18 protein-coding genes are annotated in these 17,766 nt (G+C 66.5%); 6 read left to right on the forward strand and 12 right to left on the reverse strand.

Annotation, left to right across the window (positions count from 1 at the left end):
* Positions 1-15: 15 nt before the first annotated feature.
* From BST13_RS28105 to BST13_RS28130, 6 genes are all read right to left on the reverse strand, one after another.
* Complete coding sequence (locus BST13_RS28105; protein WP_083168024.1) at positions 16-402, reverse strand: cupredoxin domain-containing protein; 387 nt, start codon at positions 400-402, stop codon at positions 16-18.
* 35 nt (positions 403-437) lie between these two features.
* A complete protein-coding gene (locus tag BST13_RS28110) occupies positions 438-1,778 on the reverse strand; it encodes a glutamine synthetase family protein (RefSeq protein WP_083168026.1) in 1,341 nt (446 codons plus the stop codon).
* On the reverse strand, positions 1,775-3,214 hold the full coding sequence (locus BST13_RS28115; protein ID WP_083168029.1) for an APC family permease: 1,440 nt from the start codon (positions 3,212-3,214) through the stop codon (positions 1,775-1,777). Before BST13_RS28115 ends, BST13_RS28110 begins: the two co-directional genes overlap by 4 nt.
* Before the next feature lie 66 nt (positions 3,215-3,280).
* On the reverse strand, positions 3,281-3,961 hold the full coding sequence (locus BST13_RS28120) for a YoaK family protein (protein WP_083168031.1): 681 nt from the start codon (positions 3,959-3,961) through the stop codon (positions 3,281-3,283).
* Positions 3,962-4,010: 49 nt separating this feature from the next.
* Positions 4,011-5,114 (reverse strand): glycosyltransferase, encoded by a 1,104-nt coding sequence (locus BST13_RS28125; protein WP_083168034.1) that lies wholly within the window; start codon positions 5,112-5,114, stop codon positions 4,011-4,013.
* Positions 5,115-5,199: 85 nt separating this feature from the next.
* Entirely contained in the window at positions 5,200-6,117 is a 918-nt protein-coding gene (locus BST13_RS28130) for a dienelactone hydrolase family protein (protein ID WP_083168037.1), read from the reverse strand.
* A gap of 83 nt (positions 6,118-6,200) precedes the next feature.
* On the opposite strand from BST13_RS28130, the gene BST13_RS28135 reads away from it, so the two are divergent.
* The 4 genes from BST13_RS28135 (at position 6,201) to BST13_RS28150 (ending at position 10,418) form a co-directional block, all read left to right on the forward strand.
* Positions 6,201-7,127, forward strand: a complete 927-nt coding sequence (locus BST13_RS28135) for an SDR family oxidoreductase (RefSeq protein ID WP_083168039.1) — start codon at positions 6,201-6,203, stop codon at positions 7,125-7,127.
* 99 nt (positions 7,128-7,226) lie between these two features.
* Positions 7,227-9,014, forward strand: coding sequence for an N-acyl-D-amino-acid deacylase family protein (locus BST13_RS28140; protein ID WP_083168042.1), 1,788 nt, complete (start codon positions 7,227-7,229; stop codon positions 9,012-9,014).
* Positions 9,004-9,447 carry a nuclear transport factor 2 family protein gene (locus tag BST13_RS28145; RefSeq protein WP_083168045.1) on the forward strand — a complete coding sequence of 148 codons (444 nt, stop codon included), beginning with the start codon at positions 9,004-9,006 and terminating at the stop codon, positions 9,445-9,447. The genes BST13_RS28140 and BST13_RS28145 overlap by 11 nt, the downstream gene beginning before the upstream one ends.
* A 416-nt stretch (positions 9,448-9,863) precedes the next feature.
* Complete coding sequence (locus BST13_RS28150; protein ID WP_083168048.1) at positions 9,864-10,418, forward strand: DUF3291 domain-containing protein; 555 nt, start codon at positions 9,864-9,866, stop codon at positions 10,416-10,418.
* A 295-nt stretch (positions 10,419-10,713) separates the two neighbouring features.
* On the opposite strand, the gene BST13_RS28155 is transcribed toward BST13_RS28150, so the two are convergent.
* From BST13_RS28155 to bfr, 5 genes are all read right to left on the reverse strand, one after another.
* Positions 10,714-11,079, reverse strand: a complete 366-nt coding sequence (locus tag BST13_RS28155; RefSeq protein WP_083168050.1) for a VOC family protein — start codon at positions 11,077-11,079, stop codon at positions 10,714-10,716.
* Positions 11,080-11,211: 132 nt separating this feature from the next.
* A complete protein-coding gene (locus tag BST13_RS28160) occupies positions 11,212-12,573 on the reverse strand; it encodes a type I glutamate--ammonia ligase (protein WP_083168053.1) in 1,362 nt (453 codons plus the stop codon).
* A gap of 30 nt (positions 12,574-12,603) precedes the next feature.
* Complete coding sequence (locus BST13_RS28165; RefSeq protein WP_083168063.1) at positions 12,604-13,086, reverse strand: carboxymuconolactone decarboxylase family protein; 483 nt, start codon at positions 13,084-13,086, stop codon at positions 12,604-12,606.
* Positions 13,087-13,128: 42 nt separating this feature from the next.
* Positions 13,129-15,180, reverse strand: a complete 2,052-nt coding sequence (locus tag BST13_RS28170) for an MDR family MFS transporter (protein ID WP_083168065.1) — start codon at positions 15,178-15,180, stop codon at positions 13,129-13,131.
* A 157-nt stretch (positions 15,181-15,337) separates the two neighbouring features.
* On the reverse strand, positions 15,338-15,817 hold the full coding sequence (bfr, locus tag BST13_RS28175) for a bacterioferritin (RefSeq protein ID WP_029370591.1): 480 nt from the start codon (positions 15,815-15,817) through the stop codon (positions 15,338-15,340).
* Positions 15,818-16,056: 239 nt separating this feature from the next.
* Here bfr and BST13_RS28180 point away from each other — a divergent pair, with 239 nt between their 5' ends.
* Positions 16,057-16,689 carry a fatty-acid--CoA ligase gene (locus BST13_RS28180; protein WP_083168068.1) on the forward strand — a complete coding sequence of 211 codons (633 nt, stop codon included), beginning with the start codon at positions 16,057-16,059 and terminating at the stop codon, positions 16,687-16,689.
* 12 nt (positions 16,690-16,701) lie between these two features.
* A complete protein-coding gene (locus tag BST13_RS40460; protein ID WP_083168070.1) occupies positions 16,702-16,974 on the forward strand; it encodes a (2Fe-2S)-binding protein in 273 nt (90 codons plus the stop codon).
* An 8-nt stretch (positions 16,975-16,982) separates the two neighbouring features.
* Here BST13_RS40460 and BST13_RS28190 read toward each other — a convergent pair whose 3' ends face one another.
* On the reverse strand, positions 16,983-17,738 hold the full coding sequence (locus BST13_RS28190; RefSeq protein WP_083168073.1) for an enoyl-CoA hydratase/isomerase family protein: 756 nt from the start codon (positions 17,736-17,738) through the stop codon (positions 16,983-16,985).
* Positions 17,739-17,766 lie beyond the last annotated feature (28 nt).

Below are 17,766 nucleotides of genomic sequence, written 5' to 3' on the forward strand. Positions count from 1 at the left end.
TCGGGCGTGAGCCCGCTATTTCACCGTCAGGTTGCTGACCATCGCCGGGTGGTACGTGCAGTCGAAGCCGTACTCCCCCGGCTCCGATGGCGCGGTGAGAACCGCACGCTGCTTGCCGCCGACATGGACGTCGAACAACCCCTTGGTGCGCGAGGTCACCGTGTGCGCGACCTCGTCGTCGTTGACGATGGTGATCTGCGTGCCCGGAGCAACGGTAATCGGTGCGCTGTAACCCATTCCGGAGATCGTGATGACGGGTGTGCCCGGTGCCGGTGGCGGCACCGGGCTGCCCGTGGTGGTCGCGGCCGCGGTGTCGCGGTTCTCGGTGGCCTGTGGGTTGGAGCACGCCACCGCTGCGACGGCAAGTGCGGCCGCAACACAGCACACCACGATCCGATTCATACCGACGATTATCGACTAAGCGTCAACCACGTGGGCTAGGAGTTCGCCAAGTACCGGCGCCGTTCCCAATCGCTGACGTGACCGGTGTAGGCCTGCCATTCGCTGCGCGCGATCTCGGCGAAGTCGTGTACCGAATCGGCCCCCAGTATCCCGGCGATGGTGTCGTCCTGCGTGGCCAGCGCGATGGCCACCCCGAGCGATTCCGGCAGCGGCACGCCTTTCTCGTAGAGATTCCCACCCTCGGCGGCAGGCGGTGTGCGCTGAGCTCTGATGCCTGCGACGACAGCGGCCAGCGCTCCGGCGATCAACCAGTACGGATTGGCATCGGATGCGCCACTGCGCAATTCGATGCGGGTGGCGGTGGGATCGGATTCGACCAGTGACCGTACGGCGGCGCTGCGGTTGTCCCGGCTCCAGGTGACAGTGGCGGGCGCGAACGAATCCGGGGTGAAACGGCGGTAGGCGTTCACCGAATGAGCACCGAACAGGGTGATCGACGGGAGGTGCTCCAGCAACCCGGCGATCGCGTACTGCGCCAGCTCGTTCTCATGACCGTCGTGTGCGGCGAAAGCCGGTGCGCCGTCCCGCCACAGGGACACGTGCAAGTGCGCTGAGCTGCCCGAGTGTTCGCTGAACGGTTTGGGCATGAAGCTCGCGATCCGGCCGTGTCTGCGCGCGACCTCCTTGGCAGCGTATTTGAGCCGGGCCGCATCGTCGGCCGCCTCGAGCGCGTCGGTGTAGATCAGATTGGCCTCGACTTGCCCTGGGCCGTATTCGGTTTCGATGCCCTCCAGCCGAGTGAACGCGGCCAAGGTCTGGTGCAGATCGGTCAGCAGAGGTTCGAGCGCATTGGCGTTTTCCAGCGAATAGGCGTGAATGTCGTCCTGGAACGCCGAGCCGTCGGGGTCCAGCAGGTAGAACTCCAACTCGACGCCGACCTTGGCGGTGTAGCCCAGCGACGCCAGTTGGGCCAGCACCCGTTTGAGCACTGCGCGCGGATCGAGCAGCGACGGCCGCCGGTCGTGGGTGACGATGTCCGAGATCACATGGCCGGCGCCCGGCCGCCACGGCACGTCACGAAAGGTGGCCAGATCGGGCACCGCATACACATCGGGGTAGCCGCCGGACCAGTTGGTCAGGCGCAGTGTTTCGATGACCGTGGCGTCGGCGTTCCAGCCCAAAGATGCCTCACAGAAGGCGAATCCGGTGCCGCGGGCCCGGGCCAGGAATCCCGCTGCGGGAATCCTCTTGCCCTGGGCATGCCCGAACGGGTCGCTCCAGGCCACCTCGAACTCGGTGATGGAGCCGTCGTCGATGCGCTCCACCAGTTCTCGCTCCGGCGTGGCTGCCGCACCGACCGTTCCGTTGAGCGTCATGCCGCCTTGCCCGCCTTTGCGCCAACTCGTGTCCCGACAGCGGCACCTGCGACGAAGGCCGCGACCAACACCGAGACGATCACCCAGGCCAGGACACTGGACCCGCCGACCAGATCACTGAGGTTGGACAGGATGAGCACGAGCGCGCCGAGCAACCCGACCAGTCCCAGCGCAGGCGCGATCCGGATCCGCCACAACGAGTTGCCGCGGCGATCGCGGGAGAAGTACACCAGTACCGCCACGCTCGTGACGATCATGAGAACCACCACGCCGACCGTCGTCGCCCCGGCGAACCACGTGTAGAACTGTGCGGCCGGGTCGAGGCCGAACACCACGGCAAGCAGTACCGCCACCGCCACAACCGCCGAGATCCACAGCGACGCCTGGTGCGGCGAACCGTGCCGATCGTGCGGACGGCTCAGCGCCGCGGGCAGCACGTCGCGCTGCGACAGCGCGAACACATAGCGCGACGCCACATTGTGGAAGGCCAGAATGCAGGCGAACAGGCTGGTGAAGTACAGCACAGTGATCAGGTCCGCACCGACGGCGCCGACGTAGCGCTTGGCCGTGTCACCCAGGAACGTGCTTCCCGACCCGGTGGCGTGCGCGACGGCACCGTCGTCGCCCCAGCCGGAGATCAACGCCCAACTGGTGACCGCGTAGAACACGCCGATCAGGATCAGCGCGGCGTAGGTGGCCCGCGGAATCGTCCGCTCGGGGGTCTTCGCCTCGTCGCGGAAGATCGCGGTCGCCTCGAATCCGACATAGCTGATGATCGCGAAAAGCAGTCCGATACCCAGTGATCCGGACAGGATCGCGTGCGGATTGACGATGCCCGTCGACAGTCCGTGGTCACCACCGCGGGCGACGATCACCAGGTCGAGCACGACCACGATGGCGATCTCGGCGGTCAGTAGGATACCGAGCACGCGGCTGGACAACTCGATGTTGCGGTAGCCCAGGTAGGTGGTCACCGCGAACGCCCCGGCAGCGAACAGCCACCACGGCACCGCGGGGCCGCCTGCCAGTTCGAGCACGCTCGCCCCGGCCGGTCCGAGCAGGCCGTACACTCCCGCTTCCAGTGCGACGTAGCTGACGAGCGCCACGAACGCGACGCCGATGCCGACCGGAAAGCCAAGGGCCTGGCGGACATACGAGAAGAACGCGCCGGCGTCATCGACGTACGGCGTCATGGCGGTGAAGCCGGTCGCGAACAACAACAGCACCACGGTGGCCACGATGAAGGTGGCGGGGAAACCCGCTCCGTTGCCCGAGGCTATGCCCAGCGGCACCACTCCCCCGATCACGCCGAGCGGGGCCGCCGCGGCAACGACCATGAACACGATGGCGACGACACCGAGGTTGCCGCGCAGTTTGCGGCCCGGTGGTACCGCGGGGCTACCTAAAGACTCTGGGACCGTGGTGGTTTCGGACATGACCGGGGACCATAGAACCGGCGCGGGAACCACACCAGATCTGTGGTCACCCTGCGCAAAACCCTCTCAGGCCACGGCGTCGCGGTCGACGATGAACAGCACCAGGGTGACGGCCAGGATCCCGGCGGCCAGCCAGATCGCATGCACGCCCCAGGCCCGGCTCGCCAGACCACCGATCACGGCGCCGCAGGCGAACGCGAAGATGAGGGTGGCGTAGACACCGGTCGCGCGGCGCGCATCCGCACTCCCCTCGACGAACCCGGCGTAGCCCGATTCGACGCAGCGCATGAGGTTCCCGGTCGTCGCCACCGGTAGGTAGGCCAGATCGCCGATATTGCGGAATAACCCGATCTGCACCGCCGCCAGCAGTGAGATGGGGACGGTGACCACGGTGTGGGACACGGTGGCAGGCACGAAACCGATAGCCGCGAGCGCCACGACCTGGATCGCCATCGTCCACCGCAGCGGGTGCGGCAGCAGCTGCTCGGCGCGCCCCGATTTGATGTGCGCGGCGATCGCCACCCCGACGATGAAGGCCAGGATCGGCCAGAGGTGCGCCAATGCCGCACCCACGTGTCCCTCGGAGAGGTCGAGCGCCAGAAAGATCACGTTGCCCGTCTGTACGTTGGCGAAGACCTGCCCGCGCGTGAAGTAGGTGTGCGCGTCGAGGAAACCGTTGGTGAGCGTCAGCAGCAGGGCGAACCAGAGCGTGGCGGTCCGCGCCGTGTCGTCGGTCCGGCCGCTCATGCGGACAACGTACCGCGATCCTGATTGCTCCTCGCGTCCGCCGTGACGCTCAGGCACCGAGTACGTCGAGCATCCCCGCCGCGGCCCGCGGCCAGGTGAACTGCTCGGCACGCTGACGTGCACTACTGCGCCGCAGCGGTTCCGGGCGGCTGATCACCGAGGTGACGGCATGCGCGATGGCCCGAGGGTCGTTGTCGGCCGTCGCGCCGCTGTCCGAGGTGAGGATCTCGGCCAGGGCCGAGGTCCGCGACACCACGGCGGGGGTGCCGCACGCCAGGGCCTCCAGCGCGGCCAGCCCGAAGGTCTCGTGCGGCCCGGGGGCCAGCGCGACGTCGGCCGAGGCCAGAATGGTCGCCACCGTGTCCCGGCAGCCGATATAGCCCGTGAAATCGACCGGCAGCCTTGCGGCCTGACGTTCCAACCGGGCCCGCATAGGCCCCTCCCCGACCACCACCAAGCGGGCGTCGAGACCGGAATCACGCAGTGCGGCAACCGTATCGATGCTGCGGTGGGCGTGCTTCTCCACCGACAACCGACCGCAGTGCACCAGCAGGGTCTGTTGCGGGGCAGCCCACCGGCTGCGCATCTGCTCGCTGTGCCGTCGTGGATGGAACTGCTCGAGGTCGACCCCGAGCGGCACCGTCGCGACGTTGGCGGCGCCGATGCGGTCGAACTCTTCGCGGGCGAACGCCGTCGTACACACCACCGCGTCGTAGTTCGCCGCCGTGCGCCGGTTGGCGAAGTTGGCCACCACGCGGGCCATCGGCCGTGGAAGCACCTGTCCGACAAGGCGGTCGAGGCGTTCGTGGGAGATCATCACGGTCGCAACGCGATTGCGCCTGCCCCACGGCCCGAGCGAGCGCAGGGTCAGCCGGTCGGACACCTCCAACGCGTCGGGCTCGAGTTGGCACAACAGCGCGGTGACCGGTCCCGGGAAAACGGCGCGGTAACCACCGGTGAACGGAATCTGTCTGGCCGGCAACGAGATTCGTACCACACCGGTGGGCAGGACGTGCTGTTCCGCGTCAGCACCGGGCACGATCAGGTAGACCTCGTGGCCGGCCGCGCTGTATTCCGCGCCCAGCCGGTCGACCGCGGTGCGCAGACCCCCCGAGCGCGGGCCGTAGAAGTTGGCAACCTGGACAACCCGCATGCCCCAGATCAGAACCGGACGTGATGTGCGGTCAACAACGTGCCCACGACCGGTGCCTGAACAGGCGCTGAACTCCGCAGGCAGGTCAGCCGAGGTGCTGGCCGAACCAGTCCTGGACGCGACGCCAGGCGTCGGCGGCCGCTGCCGCGTTGTAGCGATCCCCGGTGTCGTTGAAGAAGGCGTGGTTGGCATCGGGTTCGGTGACGAGGTCGTGCACCATCCCGGCCTTCTCCAGCGCGGCACGCACGACGGGTTCGGTGCTGGTCACCCGCTGATCCAAGGCGCCGTAGAAGGCGAGGACCGCCGCGCCGCGCGAACCGGAAAAGTCGGGATTGTCCGGGGCCGGTCCGTAGAACGGCACCGCCGCGGCGAGTCGTGGCTCGCCCGCGGCCAGCAGCTGCCACACCAGACCGCCGCCCATGCAGAAGCCCACCGCCGCGAGTTTGTGGTCAGGGACGCGGCGGGCGAGCTCGTCGACGCCGGATTTCAGGTTGGCGACGAACTCCTCGGGCGCGATCTTGCTCAGCGCTGCGGTGGCGGCGGCCGGATCGGTGAAAACCCCGGTGCCACCCTGGCCGGACAGCAGGTCGATGGCCAGTGCGGAGTAACCGATGCCTGCGAAACGTCCTGCGACAGAACGGACCCAGTCGTTGAGTCCCTTGTTCTCGTGGATCACCAGGACCCCGCCGCGGGGTTGCGGCGCCGCCGCCCAGGCGCCCTGGAGCTGGCCGGCCGGCCCCGTCCAGGTGACCGGACCGGTGGGCAACGCGCCTACCGAACCCGGTGGTGGCCCGCTCGGACTCGGCGTCGGGCTCGGCGTCGGCGACTCCGACGTCGGTGGCGCGGCTGTCTTCTGCTCACCGCATGCGGCGATCAGAGCGGTGGCGGCGGCGGTACCCATACCGATGAGGGCCAGCCTCCGCAGTGCCTCTCGCCGGGACAGCAGGCCGTCCACGTGATCTGTGGCAATTTCCTCTGCGATGTAGCGCTGTAGCGGTGTCACCTTCGCCAGTATGCGCGGGGTTGCACAACGGCAACAATGCTGAACCGCAATGTTCGGTGGCCGTCGGGCGCGATACTCATCGGATGGTGTGGACGCCGGATCCGAATGCGCTGCGCGGCCGTGTCGCCGTGGTCGCCGGTGCGACACGTGGGGCCGGCCGCGGCATCGCCATGGCGCTGGGCGAGGCGGGCGCGACGGTGGTCTGCACCGGGCGCAGCAGCGTCTGCGGCAGCCGCCTGTCCGACTACGACCGCCCCGAAACGATCGAGGAGACGGCCGAACTCGTGTGCGCGCTGGGCGGTGTCGGCATCCCGATCCAGGTCGACCACCTCGACATCGCTGCGGTCCGGGCGCTGGCCGAGCGGCTCGGCAACGATTTCGGCAGCATCGACATCCTCGTCAACGACATCTGGGGCGCGGAGATTCTCAAGGGCGCTCCGGCCACGTGGGGCCGACCGATGTGGCAGCACGATCTCGACGACGGCCTGCGCATCCTGCGGCTGGGAATCGACACGCATCTGATCACATCGCACTGCCTGCTGCCCCTGATGACCACCAAGATGGGCGGACTTCTCGTCGAGATCACAGACGGCACAACAGAATTCAACTTCGAGAACTATCGGCTTTCGGTGTTCTACGACCTGGTGAAGACTGCGGTCAACCGGCTGGCGTTCAGCCACGGCTACGAGCTCGCGGTGTTCGGCGCCACGGCGGTCGCCGTCACGCCGGGATGGCTGCGTTCGGAGATGATGCTGGACAACTACGGCATCACAGAGGAGAACTGGCACACCGCCCTGGATCCCATGCGTGCCGACGGCTACCCGATGGCCCCACCCGGTTTCGCCGAATCCGAGACCCCTCGATTCGTCGGGCGGGGCATCGCCGCCATCGCCGCCGATCCGACCCGGGCCCGCTGGAACCAGCGGTCGGTCAGCTCTGTCGACCTGGCCAGGGAATACGGCTTCACCGACCTCGACGGCCGTCAGCCCGACGCCTGGGCGCCGCTATAACCCCAGGTCATCCAGCCCGATCGGCGAACAGTAGACATTTCTTGAAATCTGTTCACGGATTTCATTGACACCTGACGACCACGCCTGTTCTATGACTTGGTGACCTTCGACACAATCATCCGCAACGGCCGCTGGTTCGACGGCACCGGTGCCCCGTCGGCCGTTCGCACCATCGGGATTCGCGACGGCCACGTCGTCGCCATCTCGCCCGAGGAACTCGACGACACCGACTGCCCCCGGGTCATCGACGCCACCGGCAAGTGGGTCATGCCCGGAATGCTGGACATCCACACGCACTACGACGTCGAGGTGCTGAACGGTCCGTCGTTGTCGGAATCACTGCGCCACGGCGTGACGACGGTGATGCTCGGTTCCTGCTCACTGTCCACGGTGCACGTGGGCGGGGTCGACGCGGGTGACCTGTTCGGCCGGGTCGAAGCCATCCCGCGCGAGCACGTGATCGCCGCGGTCGACGCGAACAAGACCTGGACCAACTGCGACGAGTACGTCGCTGCCCTGGAGGCGCTGCCCTTGGGCCCGAACCTGGCCGCGTTCATCGGGCATTCCGACATGCGCACGGCAGTGATGGGCCTGGACCGCGCCACCCGCAAGGACCAGCGTCCCACCCGTGCCGAACAGGCCCGCATGGAGCAGATGCTCAAGGAGGCACTCCGCGCCGGTTTCGTCGGAATGTCCTCCCAGCAGCTGCTTTTCGACAAGATCGACGGCGAGACCTGCCGGTCGCGCACCCTGCCGTCGACCTATGCCAAACCGCGTGAGCTGCGCAGGCTCAAGGCTCTGCTGCGCCGCACCGGCCGAGTCCTGCAGTCCGGCCCCGACATCCAGAATCCGATGAACCTGGCTTCGCAGGTGGCCCAGTCGCTCGGCATCTTCCGCAATCCGCTGAAGACCTCGCTGCTGTCGGCCGCCGACATCAAGGCCAACCCGTACGCGATCCTCTTGATGGGGCCGCTGGCCCGCATCATCAACGCGCTCGGGGGCAACTTCCGCTGGCAGCACCTGCCGGTGGCGTTCGAGGTGTATGCCGACGGCATCGACCTTGTGGTGTTCGAGGAGTTCGGCTCCGGTGCGGCCGCCCTGCATCTGCGGGACGAGGTGGAACGCAATGCGCTGCTGCGCGACGAGAACTACCGCCGCCGGTTCCGCAAGGACTACGAGAACAAATTCGGCGTCCGGGTATGGCACCGCGATTTCTTCGACGCCGAAATCGTCGCGTGCCCCGATGATTCCGTGATCGGCAAATCGTTCGGCCAGGTGGGGGTGGACCGCGGGGTACATCCCGTCGACGCCTTCCTCGACCTCGTCCTCGACCACGGCACCGCGTTGCGCTGGCGCACCACCATCTCCAACCATCGTCCCGAGGTGCTCAAGAAGCTGGCCCGCGACCCGGGTATCCAGCTGGGGTTCTCCGACGCCGGGGCACACCTGCGCAACATGGCGTTCTACAACATGGGGCTGCGCCTGCTGCGGCATGTGCGGGACGCCGAGCAAGCCGGAACGCCTTTCATGTCAATCGAACAGGCGGTGCACCGGCTCACCGGTGAGCTCGCCGACTGGTACCGCCTCGATGCCGGGCACCTGCGTATCGGGGACCGCGCCGACGTGGTGGTGCTCGACCCGCAACGGCTCGACAGTTCGCTGGACGAATACGCCGAAGACACCGTCGAGCACTACGGCGGCCTGTCGCGGATGGTCAACCGCAACGACGACACGGTCACCGCGGTCCTCGTCGCAGGCAGGGCGGTCTACCTCGACGGCCATCTCACCGACCTCGTCGGCGCCACCCGCACCGGACGGTTCCTGCGCGCCGCCCACCGGTCCCCCGCGCAGCCCACCCAGAAAGGCGAACTCACCAGTGTCAGTTGAGAACACGATCGTCGGACTGTGGCAGGCGTTGTCAGACCGCGACTGGGAGCTGGTCAAGACCTACGTTTCCGACGACTGTATCTACCTCGACATGCCGGTGGGCCCGGCGGCCGCCGCCAAGGGACCCGACGACATCGTCAAGCGGCTCAAGATCGGCCTGGATCCGCTGGCCTCCTACGAGAACTTCCCCGGGCTGCTGTTGTCCAACGGTGCCGACGCCATGTACGAGCATCACGAGGAATGGCATTGGCAGACGGGCGAATCCGCGGTACTGAAGTTCGTCACGGTGCACCGCGTGGAGAACGGCAAGGTGACGCTGTGGAAGGACTACTGGGACATGGGCGCGCTGACCAACCACGCGCCCGCGAGCTGGCTGTCGGACTTCGCCACGGCGGACATGTCCTGGATCTTCGACGCCACCGGGCTGGTCTGAGCAACACAAACCCAGCCGGCCCCGGTTCATGACCGCGGAGGGTTCTCGTCGGCGGCGACTTTGGTTGTGGCTTCAATCCTCGATCAGAGGTGGCGACCCAGAAGTGGGCGATGCCACGCGGTCAGTCGTATAGCGAGCCGCCGCGCTGCTCAGTGGAAGTGGGCAACACCGGCGGTCCTGCAGCTCAACCATTAGTGGGAGAGGCCATGCAAGGCGGGGAATTGCAACTTCGACATGGCGCAAGAAAGCGGCTACCTTCATCCGGGCTTCGGTGCTCAGCACAACCGCACAGGAGCTCGTACAGGCTGGGCCGGCCGTAACGCGATGCATCCGGTCACGCCCTGCGAACCCTCGCCCCACGATCAAGCCACAGACCAGGTGCGGCACCACGGGCAGCCCTGGCCAGGGAGAGACGTATGCCTCATCTTGCGCTGTACACATTCGGCGTCTTGAAAGCCCCTCTCGCCGATTCCACTACCCTCACACGCGAGTTCTACGACATCGGTGCGGCTGTTTACGGGCAGATCAGTCGGCAGCCGGGCTACATCGCTCATGCCGAACCGGCGGACGGTAACCGCGGCGAACTCTTCGGGGCCGATTGGGGTGCGTGGGGAGAGTTCACCGTACCGAAGTGGTACCGCAAGGGACGTACGGCGGAGACGACCGCCCTGGCCGCGACTCTCTCGCTCTGGACAAACCTGCGTGCTGCCTCCGACGCTATTTACACCGGTCTACACCGTGAGGCGCTGAACAGGCGCTACGACTGGTTCGAAAGGCCAGGGAACCCCAATCACGTGTGCTGGTGGATACCCGAGGAAGCCATACCCGTTTGGCGTGATGGGGTTTCCAAGCTGGAGCGCCTTCACGACCACGCCCCCGGGCCGGATGCTTTCACCTTCCATCACTCGTTCGCCCAGGACGGTGCCCCCGCCAGGCGCAAGAACAGCGAACCGAGCAGCGGTCAGCCATAGTCGGCCGGGCGCGTTGCCGCGTGACGCTGACGCCGTTGACCTGGGGCGGTCCTTGAACCAGTCAGTCGTGGCCGGCGAGCGGGTCATCCGTGCTGCCCGTAGCATCGCCCCAGGCGTCCACCTCCACCCCTGCCCAAAGGCACTGAGCTGTAGGTGTTTCCGGCCCACCAAAACACGCGCCGAAGCCCTCGACGAACTTTCTCAGCAACCCATTGACTGCCAACCGCCGTTGCAGCCAACCCTTGAACCGCCGCCCAAAAACCAGGCGCTAACTGGCCATTCGGCGCTATCAGGCCTACTCGATGCCCCACACCAGGCAGAACGGATGCCCTGCCGGGTCGCGGAACACCCGGAAGTTGTTCTCGCCCACCGCATCGGTGACCCGCGTCGCGCCCAGCTCCAGTACCTGGCGTTCGGCGACATCCGGATCGTCGACCTTGATGTCCAGATGCACCTGCTGGGACCCGGCAGGGTCGGGAAACTGCGGCGGCTCGTGTTGTGGCGAGTACTGACACGCCAGGCGCCGCCCCTGTGGATCCGTCACGACCACCCAGGTGTCATCCTGGGCGGCCACCTCCCCGCCGAGCAGCTCGGCGTAAAACGCGGCCAGCCGGCGAGGGTCGCGGCAGTCGAGGACCATGGAACGCAATGTGCCGATCATGATCCCAGTATTGCCACTCGGGTCACGATCGAATCCGCGGCACCGCTGCGCGGAACTGCATTCTCGGTCGTTAAGCGTGAGCTTTGACGACCGGGAATGCAGTTCCGCGGAAAACCTGGCCCGGAAAACGGCCTATACGCTCCAGGCCATCCGGAACTTCTCGGTGAGCTCTTCGTCCGGTAGATCCCCGAAGTTCTGCAGCTCGTAGCGGCGGACCGCCAGCACCGCATCAACAGGCTCATCACCCAAGATCCCGCGAATCAGGGACGAGGCGTCCAGCGCTGACTGCGCATCGCTCGGCCGGGTGGGCAGCGCCACGACGCCGTGTTCGGCACGTTGGGCCTCGGTCATACTGCCCGGGTCGACCGTGGTCTCCGGCCCCAGCGACAGTTCGTTCTCGATCCCGTGATGCGCCAGGCCCAGGATCACTGCGCTGGCCAGGTACGGGTTGGCCGACGGGTCGATCACCTTGACCTCGACGTTGGCGCCGTAGGGATTGCTGGGCCCGCCGATCAGGAAACGCACTGCCGCCTCCCGGTTCTCGGTGCCCCAGCAGTTGTACGCACCCGACCAGTGCCCGGGCTGCATGCGCAGGCCCGAGAGCACCGACCCGCACAGCACTCCCTGCGCGGCAGGCAGGCCTGCCAGCAGGCCTGCGATGGCCGATTCGCCCAGCGCTGTCATGCCCCGCATCCCGGTTCCGCCGGAGAACAGCGCGGTGTCGCCGATCGTGAGCGAAAAGTGTTGATGGGCACCGGAACCCACGCTGCCGGCGAACGGCACCGGGGACAGGCTCGCTCGCAGGCCGTACTTGCGGGCCACCCGGCCCACGATGATCCGCATGAGCACCAGCTGATCGGCGGCCGCGACCGGCGGTTGTGGGGCGAGTGAGATCTCGAACTGGTTGGCGCCGTACTCCGGGTGGAACTGTTCGATGGCCACCCCGGAGGTCGTCGCCGCATTGGTGACATCCCGCACGAAGCCTTCGAACTCCAGCAGCCCGGCCAGTCCGTACTGGGCCCACATCACCGACGGCAACCGACCGCCGTCAGGACCGACGAGGACGAATTCCATCTCGTGGCCGACCACCGCGGCAAGGTCGGCGGCAGCCATTCGATCGGTCACCCGCTGCAGGACACCGCGCGCGCAGTACGGGTCGACGGTGCCGTCCTGGTTGAAGAACTCGCCAGGCGCCCAGGCCAATCCGTCACCGAGGATGCGCAGTGCATCCAGGTCGATGCGGATCCGCTGGTCCCCCACGACGCCGAGAGAATCGCTGAACACGATGCCGGTCTGGTCGATGGTGAACGCATGGAACACCGGGCTGGCACCCAGCCCCGGGTCGGCGAAGATCCCCATGCGGCGCAGCGGAACGGTTTTCGCATGGATCAGACCGGCCGGATTGACGACCGTGCCGATCAGTGTCGCAACCCCATCCGCTTCCAACTGAGCGATGGCCGCTGCGGCCAACGGTTTGGCTGCCCGCGCTGTCACAGCAGTAATTGTGCGCCGCCGCGCGGCGACCTACAGCGTGATCGTGCAGGTTTGCCCGATGTCGAGCGTGCGCAGCATCCGGCCCATGCCCAGCCACATGGCACACGACAGCGCCAGATCGGTCAGCAGCTCGGGGTCGAACTGCTCGGCGGCCCGCTGCCAGAAGTCCTCGTCGTCGCGCAATTCGGTGTGCCCGGTGGCGAATCGGTGAGCGAATTCGGCCGCGACCCGCTCCGCGGGGCTGTATCCGGGCCAGGTGCGCCATTCGGCTGCGTGGTCGTAGAGATCCTCGTCGACCCCCGCCGCGGCGCTGTCGGAATCGCGGGTGTTCTGGCACACCGCGCACTCGTTGTCGAGCGCGATGACCATGCGGGCCAGCTCCCGCACCCGCAGCGGCAACCGCCCCTTCGTGTACACGGCGTTGGTGAAGTTGGCCATGGCCGTTCCGATTTCGGGCGATCGCAGCACCCAGCCTGCAACGTCGTCGTCGGGAAAATCACCGATGCGGCTCATGGACCGAATCGTACGCGGGCCGCGCCGATTCTGGAACAGGTTCTAGTTTTTCGCCGAGACCAACTCGGTCCGGTCATCACCCCAGTCCCGTTGCACCAACACCCTGTGCACGATGCGCTCGAGCGCGGCCTCCACCTGATCGCGGTCCGGGCGCCCTTCGAATGACGGTGAGGTGGCGAGCTTTTCGACGATCCGCCCGACCAGTGCCGACGACACGGCGTCGACCTGACCGAGCCCGCGCTGCGTCAACCACAACTGATCGCCGGTCCGCAGGGCACAGCCCTCGGAGACCAGCGAGTCGAAGGTCGGCTCGAGCACCTCATGGGGGACGCGCAGCCGATCGGCGATCTCGGTGAGCCGGGCCGAGCCAAACACCTGGCTCTGCCGGTAGATCTGCAGTAGCGCCCACAGCCCGGCCACGTCAAGTTCGCAGCCGGGCGAGCCCGCCACCGTGCGCAACCGGATGTCCTGCGAGTGGCGCATAAGCCTGCTGATCGCCGTCTCCAGCACCTTCTCCGCCGATTCCGCACTGGGCATGCCGAAGCCTTCGCCGAGATCGACCGCAACGCTGGCGTCCATCTCCCGCAGCGGAACCTCCTTGAGGAACAGCGCGACGACGAAACCGAGCAGCGCGACCGGTGCCGCGCACAGGAACACGTTGCCGAGCGCACCGGCGTAGGCATCCACGATGGGTGCGGCGACCTGCGCAGGCAGTGCGTGCAGCACCTTGGGTGACGCGCCGGCCTCGGGCGGCGCGCCGCCCGCCGCGAGTGCACCCGCGAGGCGGCCCGAGAGGAAGTTGGTGAACAGCGAGCCGAAGATGGCCGCCCCGAACGAGCTTCCGATGGTCCGGAAGAACGTCACGCCCGACGTCGCGACCCCCAGATCGGCGAAGTTGGAGGTGTTCTGCACGGTCAGGATCAAGACCTGCATGCACATGCCGATCCCGATGCCGAGGATGAACAGGTACAGCGACTGCTGCAGCGTCGGCGTGTGCGCGTCCATCCGGGACAGCAGCACGAATGCGGCCGTCATCACCGCGGTTCCGGCGATCGGGAACATCTTGTAGCGACCGGTGCGGCTGACGAGGGCGCCACTGCCGGTCGAGGTGATGAGCAGCCCCGCCACCATCGGCAGGGTGCGCAAACCGGATTCGGTGGCAGATACACCGTTGACGAACTGCATGAAGGTGGGCATGAACGTGAGGGCGCCCAGCATCGCGAAGCCGACGATGAACGACAGCACGCAGCACACGGTGAACACCGGACTGGCGAACAGCCGCATGGGCAGGATCGGTTCGGCCGCACGGGTTTCGGCCCAGACGAAGGCGGCCAGTGCGATCGCCGAACCGATGAACAACGCGATGATGACCGGCGAGGTCCACGCGTATTCGCCGCCACCCCAGCTGGTGGCCAGGGTGAGCCCTGACGCGCCGAGCCCGACCAGCACGATGCCGAGGTAATCGATGACCGGCCGGCCGGCGCGGGCCAGCGCCGGGATGGTGCCGGCAGCGACGAGGAACACCACGATCCCGACCGGGACGTTGATCCAGAACGCCCAGCGCCAGCTCAGGTGGTCGGTGAAGAACCCGCCGAGCAGCGGTCCGATCACGGTGGTGACACCGAAGACCGCGCCGAGCATGCCCTGATAGCGACCCCGGTCGCGCAACGGGATGACCTCGCCGATGAGCGCGGTGGCGGTCACCATGATGGCGCCGCCACCGATGCCCTGCAGGGCCCGCGACGCCACCAGCATGGTCATCGAGCCGGACATTCCACATAGCACCGAACCGACGAGGAAGAACGCGATCGCGGCCTGGAAGACGGTCTTGCGGCCGAAGATGTCGCCGACCTTGCCGACCACGGCGGTGACGATGGTGGAGGCCAGCAGATAGCTGGTCACCACCCAGGATTGATGACCCGCGCCGCCGAGGTCGGCGACGACGGTGGGCAGCGCGGTGGCCACGATGGTCTGGTCGAGGGCGGCCAGCAGCATGCCGAGCAGCACGGCGACGAACACGAGGTTGCGGCGCCGCAGGCTCAGCAGGACACCGCCGCCGGGCTGCGGTTCCGTGGTGGTCGGTGCGCTTGTCATGACATCCTTTCGCCGACGGTAGGGGCAGTCGGTCCAGAAGTCATATCGTTAGATTATCTATGAAAGTTACCGTGATGCGCGGCACACACGCCAAACCGCCCCGGACATCCGGCACGGGACCGGACATCCGGGGCGGTCGAGCGCGCGGCGACCGAGACTACTGCGGCGGCCTCGAGACACACTGCGCGGCGTAGAGCGCATCGCCCAGCTTGTCCATGAGTTCGAGCTGCGTCTCGAGGTAGTCGATGTGGCCTTCCTCGTCACTCAGGATCGTCTCGAACAAGATGGCCGACACGGCGTCCTGCTTCTCACGGCACATGATGATGCCGGGCTTGAGCCGCTCGACCACCTCGTATTCGATGGCCAGGTCAGCCTCGAATTGCTCGCGCAGCGTCTGCCCGACGCGCAGCGAGAACAGCCGCTGGTAGTTCGGCAACCCGTCCAGCAGCAGGATGCGATCGGTGATCGCTTCGGCGTGCCGCATTTCTTCGAACGATTCCGAACGGGTGTGCGCAGCCAGTTCGGTAAATCCCCAATTGTCCTGCATCTTGGAATGCAGAAAATACTGATTAATGGCCGTGAGTTCACTGGTCAATTGCTCGTTGAGCAATTTCAGAACGTCCGGATCCCCTTGCATCGTCACTCCTAAGCACCTTGAGGGCTGGTCAAGCGTTGCTGTTTGCCGTGCACCGCCAATCTAGTGCAGAGACTCCGGAGAGGTTGGTCGATTTCGGCTGTACCGGGCGTGTTTCCAGGCCAATCGGCCGAGACCGCCCGGGCCCGTAGGGGCATCGATCCTCGAAGGCTGGACTGCCTGCCCTAACTAAGGTTAGACTGGGCTAACATGTCGGCCGACGGACGGAATGGCGAGAAATAATGCGTGAGTTTGATTTGCACTCGCTCATTTTGTCGTGCGATTTTCGCGTCGACGATGTCGAACAGATGTGGAAATGGATGAAAAAGCATCGTTCGGGATTGTTGACGATCGGCGCCCATCACGTGGTGCTCTACACGTCGATCTGGGAGCCCCGTCGCGTGCTGGTGACCATCGGGATCCGGAATGCCCACTCGATTCGCGAAGTTCTGCGTTCACCGGCCATTTTCGAATGGTTCGACATATCCGGTGTCGAGGACATTCCGCCCATCTTCGGCGGTGAGGTGGTCGAGAAGATCGACCTGTCCGGGCCGTCCTCGGAGGAATACGTGGCCGGGGTGGTCGTCGGCGCGGTCTCGGTGGTCGACGACGTTCCGACCCTGATGCGCAAGGTCCACGACGGGCTCGGCCGCTTCGAGAACAGCGGCATCAGGAAGGTGTGGGTATACCAGGCACTCGACGACGGCCAGGAAGTGATGATCCTGCAGGAGATCGAGGACGAGGTGAGCGCGCGGCAGTGGATCGACCATCCGGACGCGGCCGCCGAATGGATGACACACGCCGGGTTCGGGGCCTACCCGAGTCTGTTCGTCGGCAAGTTGGCCCACATCATGACCGTCGACGGCCAGGAATGAACCGGTGATCTGATGTTCGTCTGTCTGTGCACCGGAGTCACCAGCCACGTCGTCAACGACGTCGTGGCGGCGGGAGCCACCACGTCCAAGCAGATCGCGGATGCCTGCGGCGCGGGCAAGGACTGCGGGCGTTGCAGGCGCACCATCCGGGCGATCATCGCCGCGCATCAGGCCAACGGCTGCCCCACCCCGTTCAACGGGTGTCCGGCCCGCACGACAGCCTCGCCGCGCATCTGCGGAGAGGTCGTCGCGTCGGTGGAGAACGGGACCGGCCGCGCGCCCTGAGCCTGCGCCTACTTGCGGTCGGCGAACGCGGCGAGCGCGTCGACGTTGGCCGCGGCGCCGACCAGTTCGGTGAACAACGCCTTCTCACGTTCGACGGCCGCCACGATGTCAGCCCGGATCGGGGCCAGCATCGTCTGTTTGACCGCCTTGAGACTCGAAAGTGGCTTGGAGGCAAGGACTTCCGCATGGCGGCGAGCCTCGGGCAGCAGTTCCTCGGGCGCACACACCCGCCACACCAGGCCCATGTCCTTGGCCTCCTCGGCGCTGATCCATTCCGACGACATCAGCAGCCAGGCCGCGTTCTGCCGACCGATCAATCGCGGCAGCAGGTAGGACGACGCGGCCTCAGGCGCCACACCAAGGCTGGTGAACGGGCATTTCAGCCGCGCCGATGAGGACATGAACGCCAGATCGGCGAAGCCGAGGATGGTGGCGCCGATGCCCACTCCGAGACCGTTGACGGCGCAGATCAACGGTTTCGGAAAGTCGATGAGCGCGTCGAGCATGGCGTAGAAGCCGTGCTCCCCCGCCGGAGCAACATCGGCACCGCTGATCCGGGCCTGCATCTCGACGAGGTCGTTGCCCGCGCTGAATGCCCGACCGGCCCCGGTGAGCAGCACCACGCCGACCTCGGGATCGTCGGCGGCGGCCCGCAATGCGGCGGTCGTCTCGTCGTAGAGCGCCTCGTTGAAGGCGTTGAGTGACTCCGGGCGGTTGAACGTGAGTGTGCGTACGCGGTTGAGGTCGTCGATCAGCAGGTTCACATCCCGAAGCGTAACTAGAACACGTTCC

It is taken from the genome of Mycobacterium aquaticum (genome assembly GCF_002086485.1).
Lineage (GTDB): Bacteria > Actinomycetota > Actinomycetes > Mycobacteriales > Mycobacteriaceae > Mycobacterium > Mycobacterium aquaticum.

Excerpts from the sequence above, each read along its gene's own strand:
- BST13_RS28105 (WP_083168024.1), bottom strand. The coding sequence starts at position 402 with ATGAATCGGATCGTGGTGTGCTGTGTTGCGGCCGCACTTGCCGTCGCA.
- BST13_RS28110 (WP_083168026.1), bottom strand. The coding sequence starts at position 1,778 with ATGACGCTCAACGGAACGGTCGGTGCGGCAGCCACGCCGGAGCGAGAA.
- BST13_RS28115 (WP_083168029.1), bottom strand. The coding sequence starts at position 3,214 with ATGTCCGAAACCACCACGGTCCCAGAGTCTTTAGGTAGCCCCGCGGTA.
- BST13_RS28120 (WP_083168031.1), bottom strand. The coding sequence starts at position 3,961 with ATGAGCGGCCGGACCGACGACACGGCGCGGACCGCCACGCTCTGGTTC.
- BST13_RS28125 (WP_083168034.1), bottom strand. The coding sequence starts at position 5,114 with ATGCGGGTTGTCCAGGTTGCCAACTTCTACGGCCCGCGCTCGGGGGGT.
- BST13_RS28135 (WP_083168039.1), top strand. The coding sequence starts at position 6,201 with ATGGTGTGGACGCCGGATCCGAATGCGCTGCGCGGCCGTGTCGCCGTG.
- BST13_RS28150 (WP_083168048.1), top strand. The coding sequence starts at position 9,864 with ATGCCTCATCTTGCGCTGTACACATTCGGCGTCTTGAAAGCCCCTCTC.
- BST13_RS28155 (WP_083168050.1), bottom strand. The coding sequence starts at position 11,079 with ATGATCGGCACATTGCGTTCCATGGTCCTCGACTGCCGCGACCCTCGC.
- BST13_RS28165 (WP_083168063.1), bottom strand. The coding sequence starts at position 13,086 with ATGAGCCGCATCGGTGATTTTCCCGACGACGACGTTGCAGGCTGGGTG.
- BST13_RS28170 (WP_083168065.1), bottom strand. The coding sequence starts at position 15,180 with ATGACAAGCGCACCGACCACCACGGAACCGCAGCCCGGCGGCGGTGTC.
- bfr (WP_029370591.1), bottom strand. The coding sequence starts at position 15,817 with ATGCAAGGGGATCCGGACGTTCTGAAATTGCTCAACGAGCAATTGACC.
- BST13_RS28180 (WP_083168068.1), top strand. The coding sequence starts at position 16,057 with ATGCGTGAGTTTGATTTGCACTCGCTCATTTTGTCGTGCGATTTTCGC.
- BST13_RS40460 (WP_083168070.1), top strand. The coding sequence starts at position 16,702 with ATGTTCGTCTGTCTGTGCACCGGAGTCACCAGCCACGTCGTCAACGAC.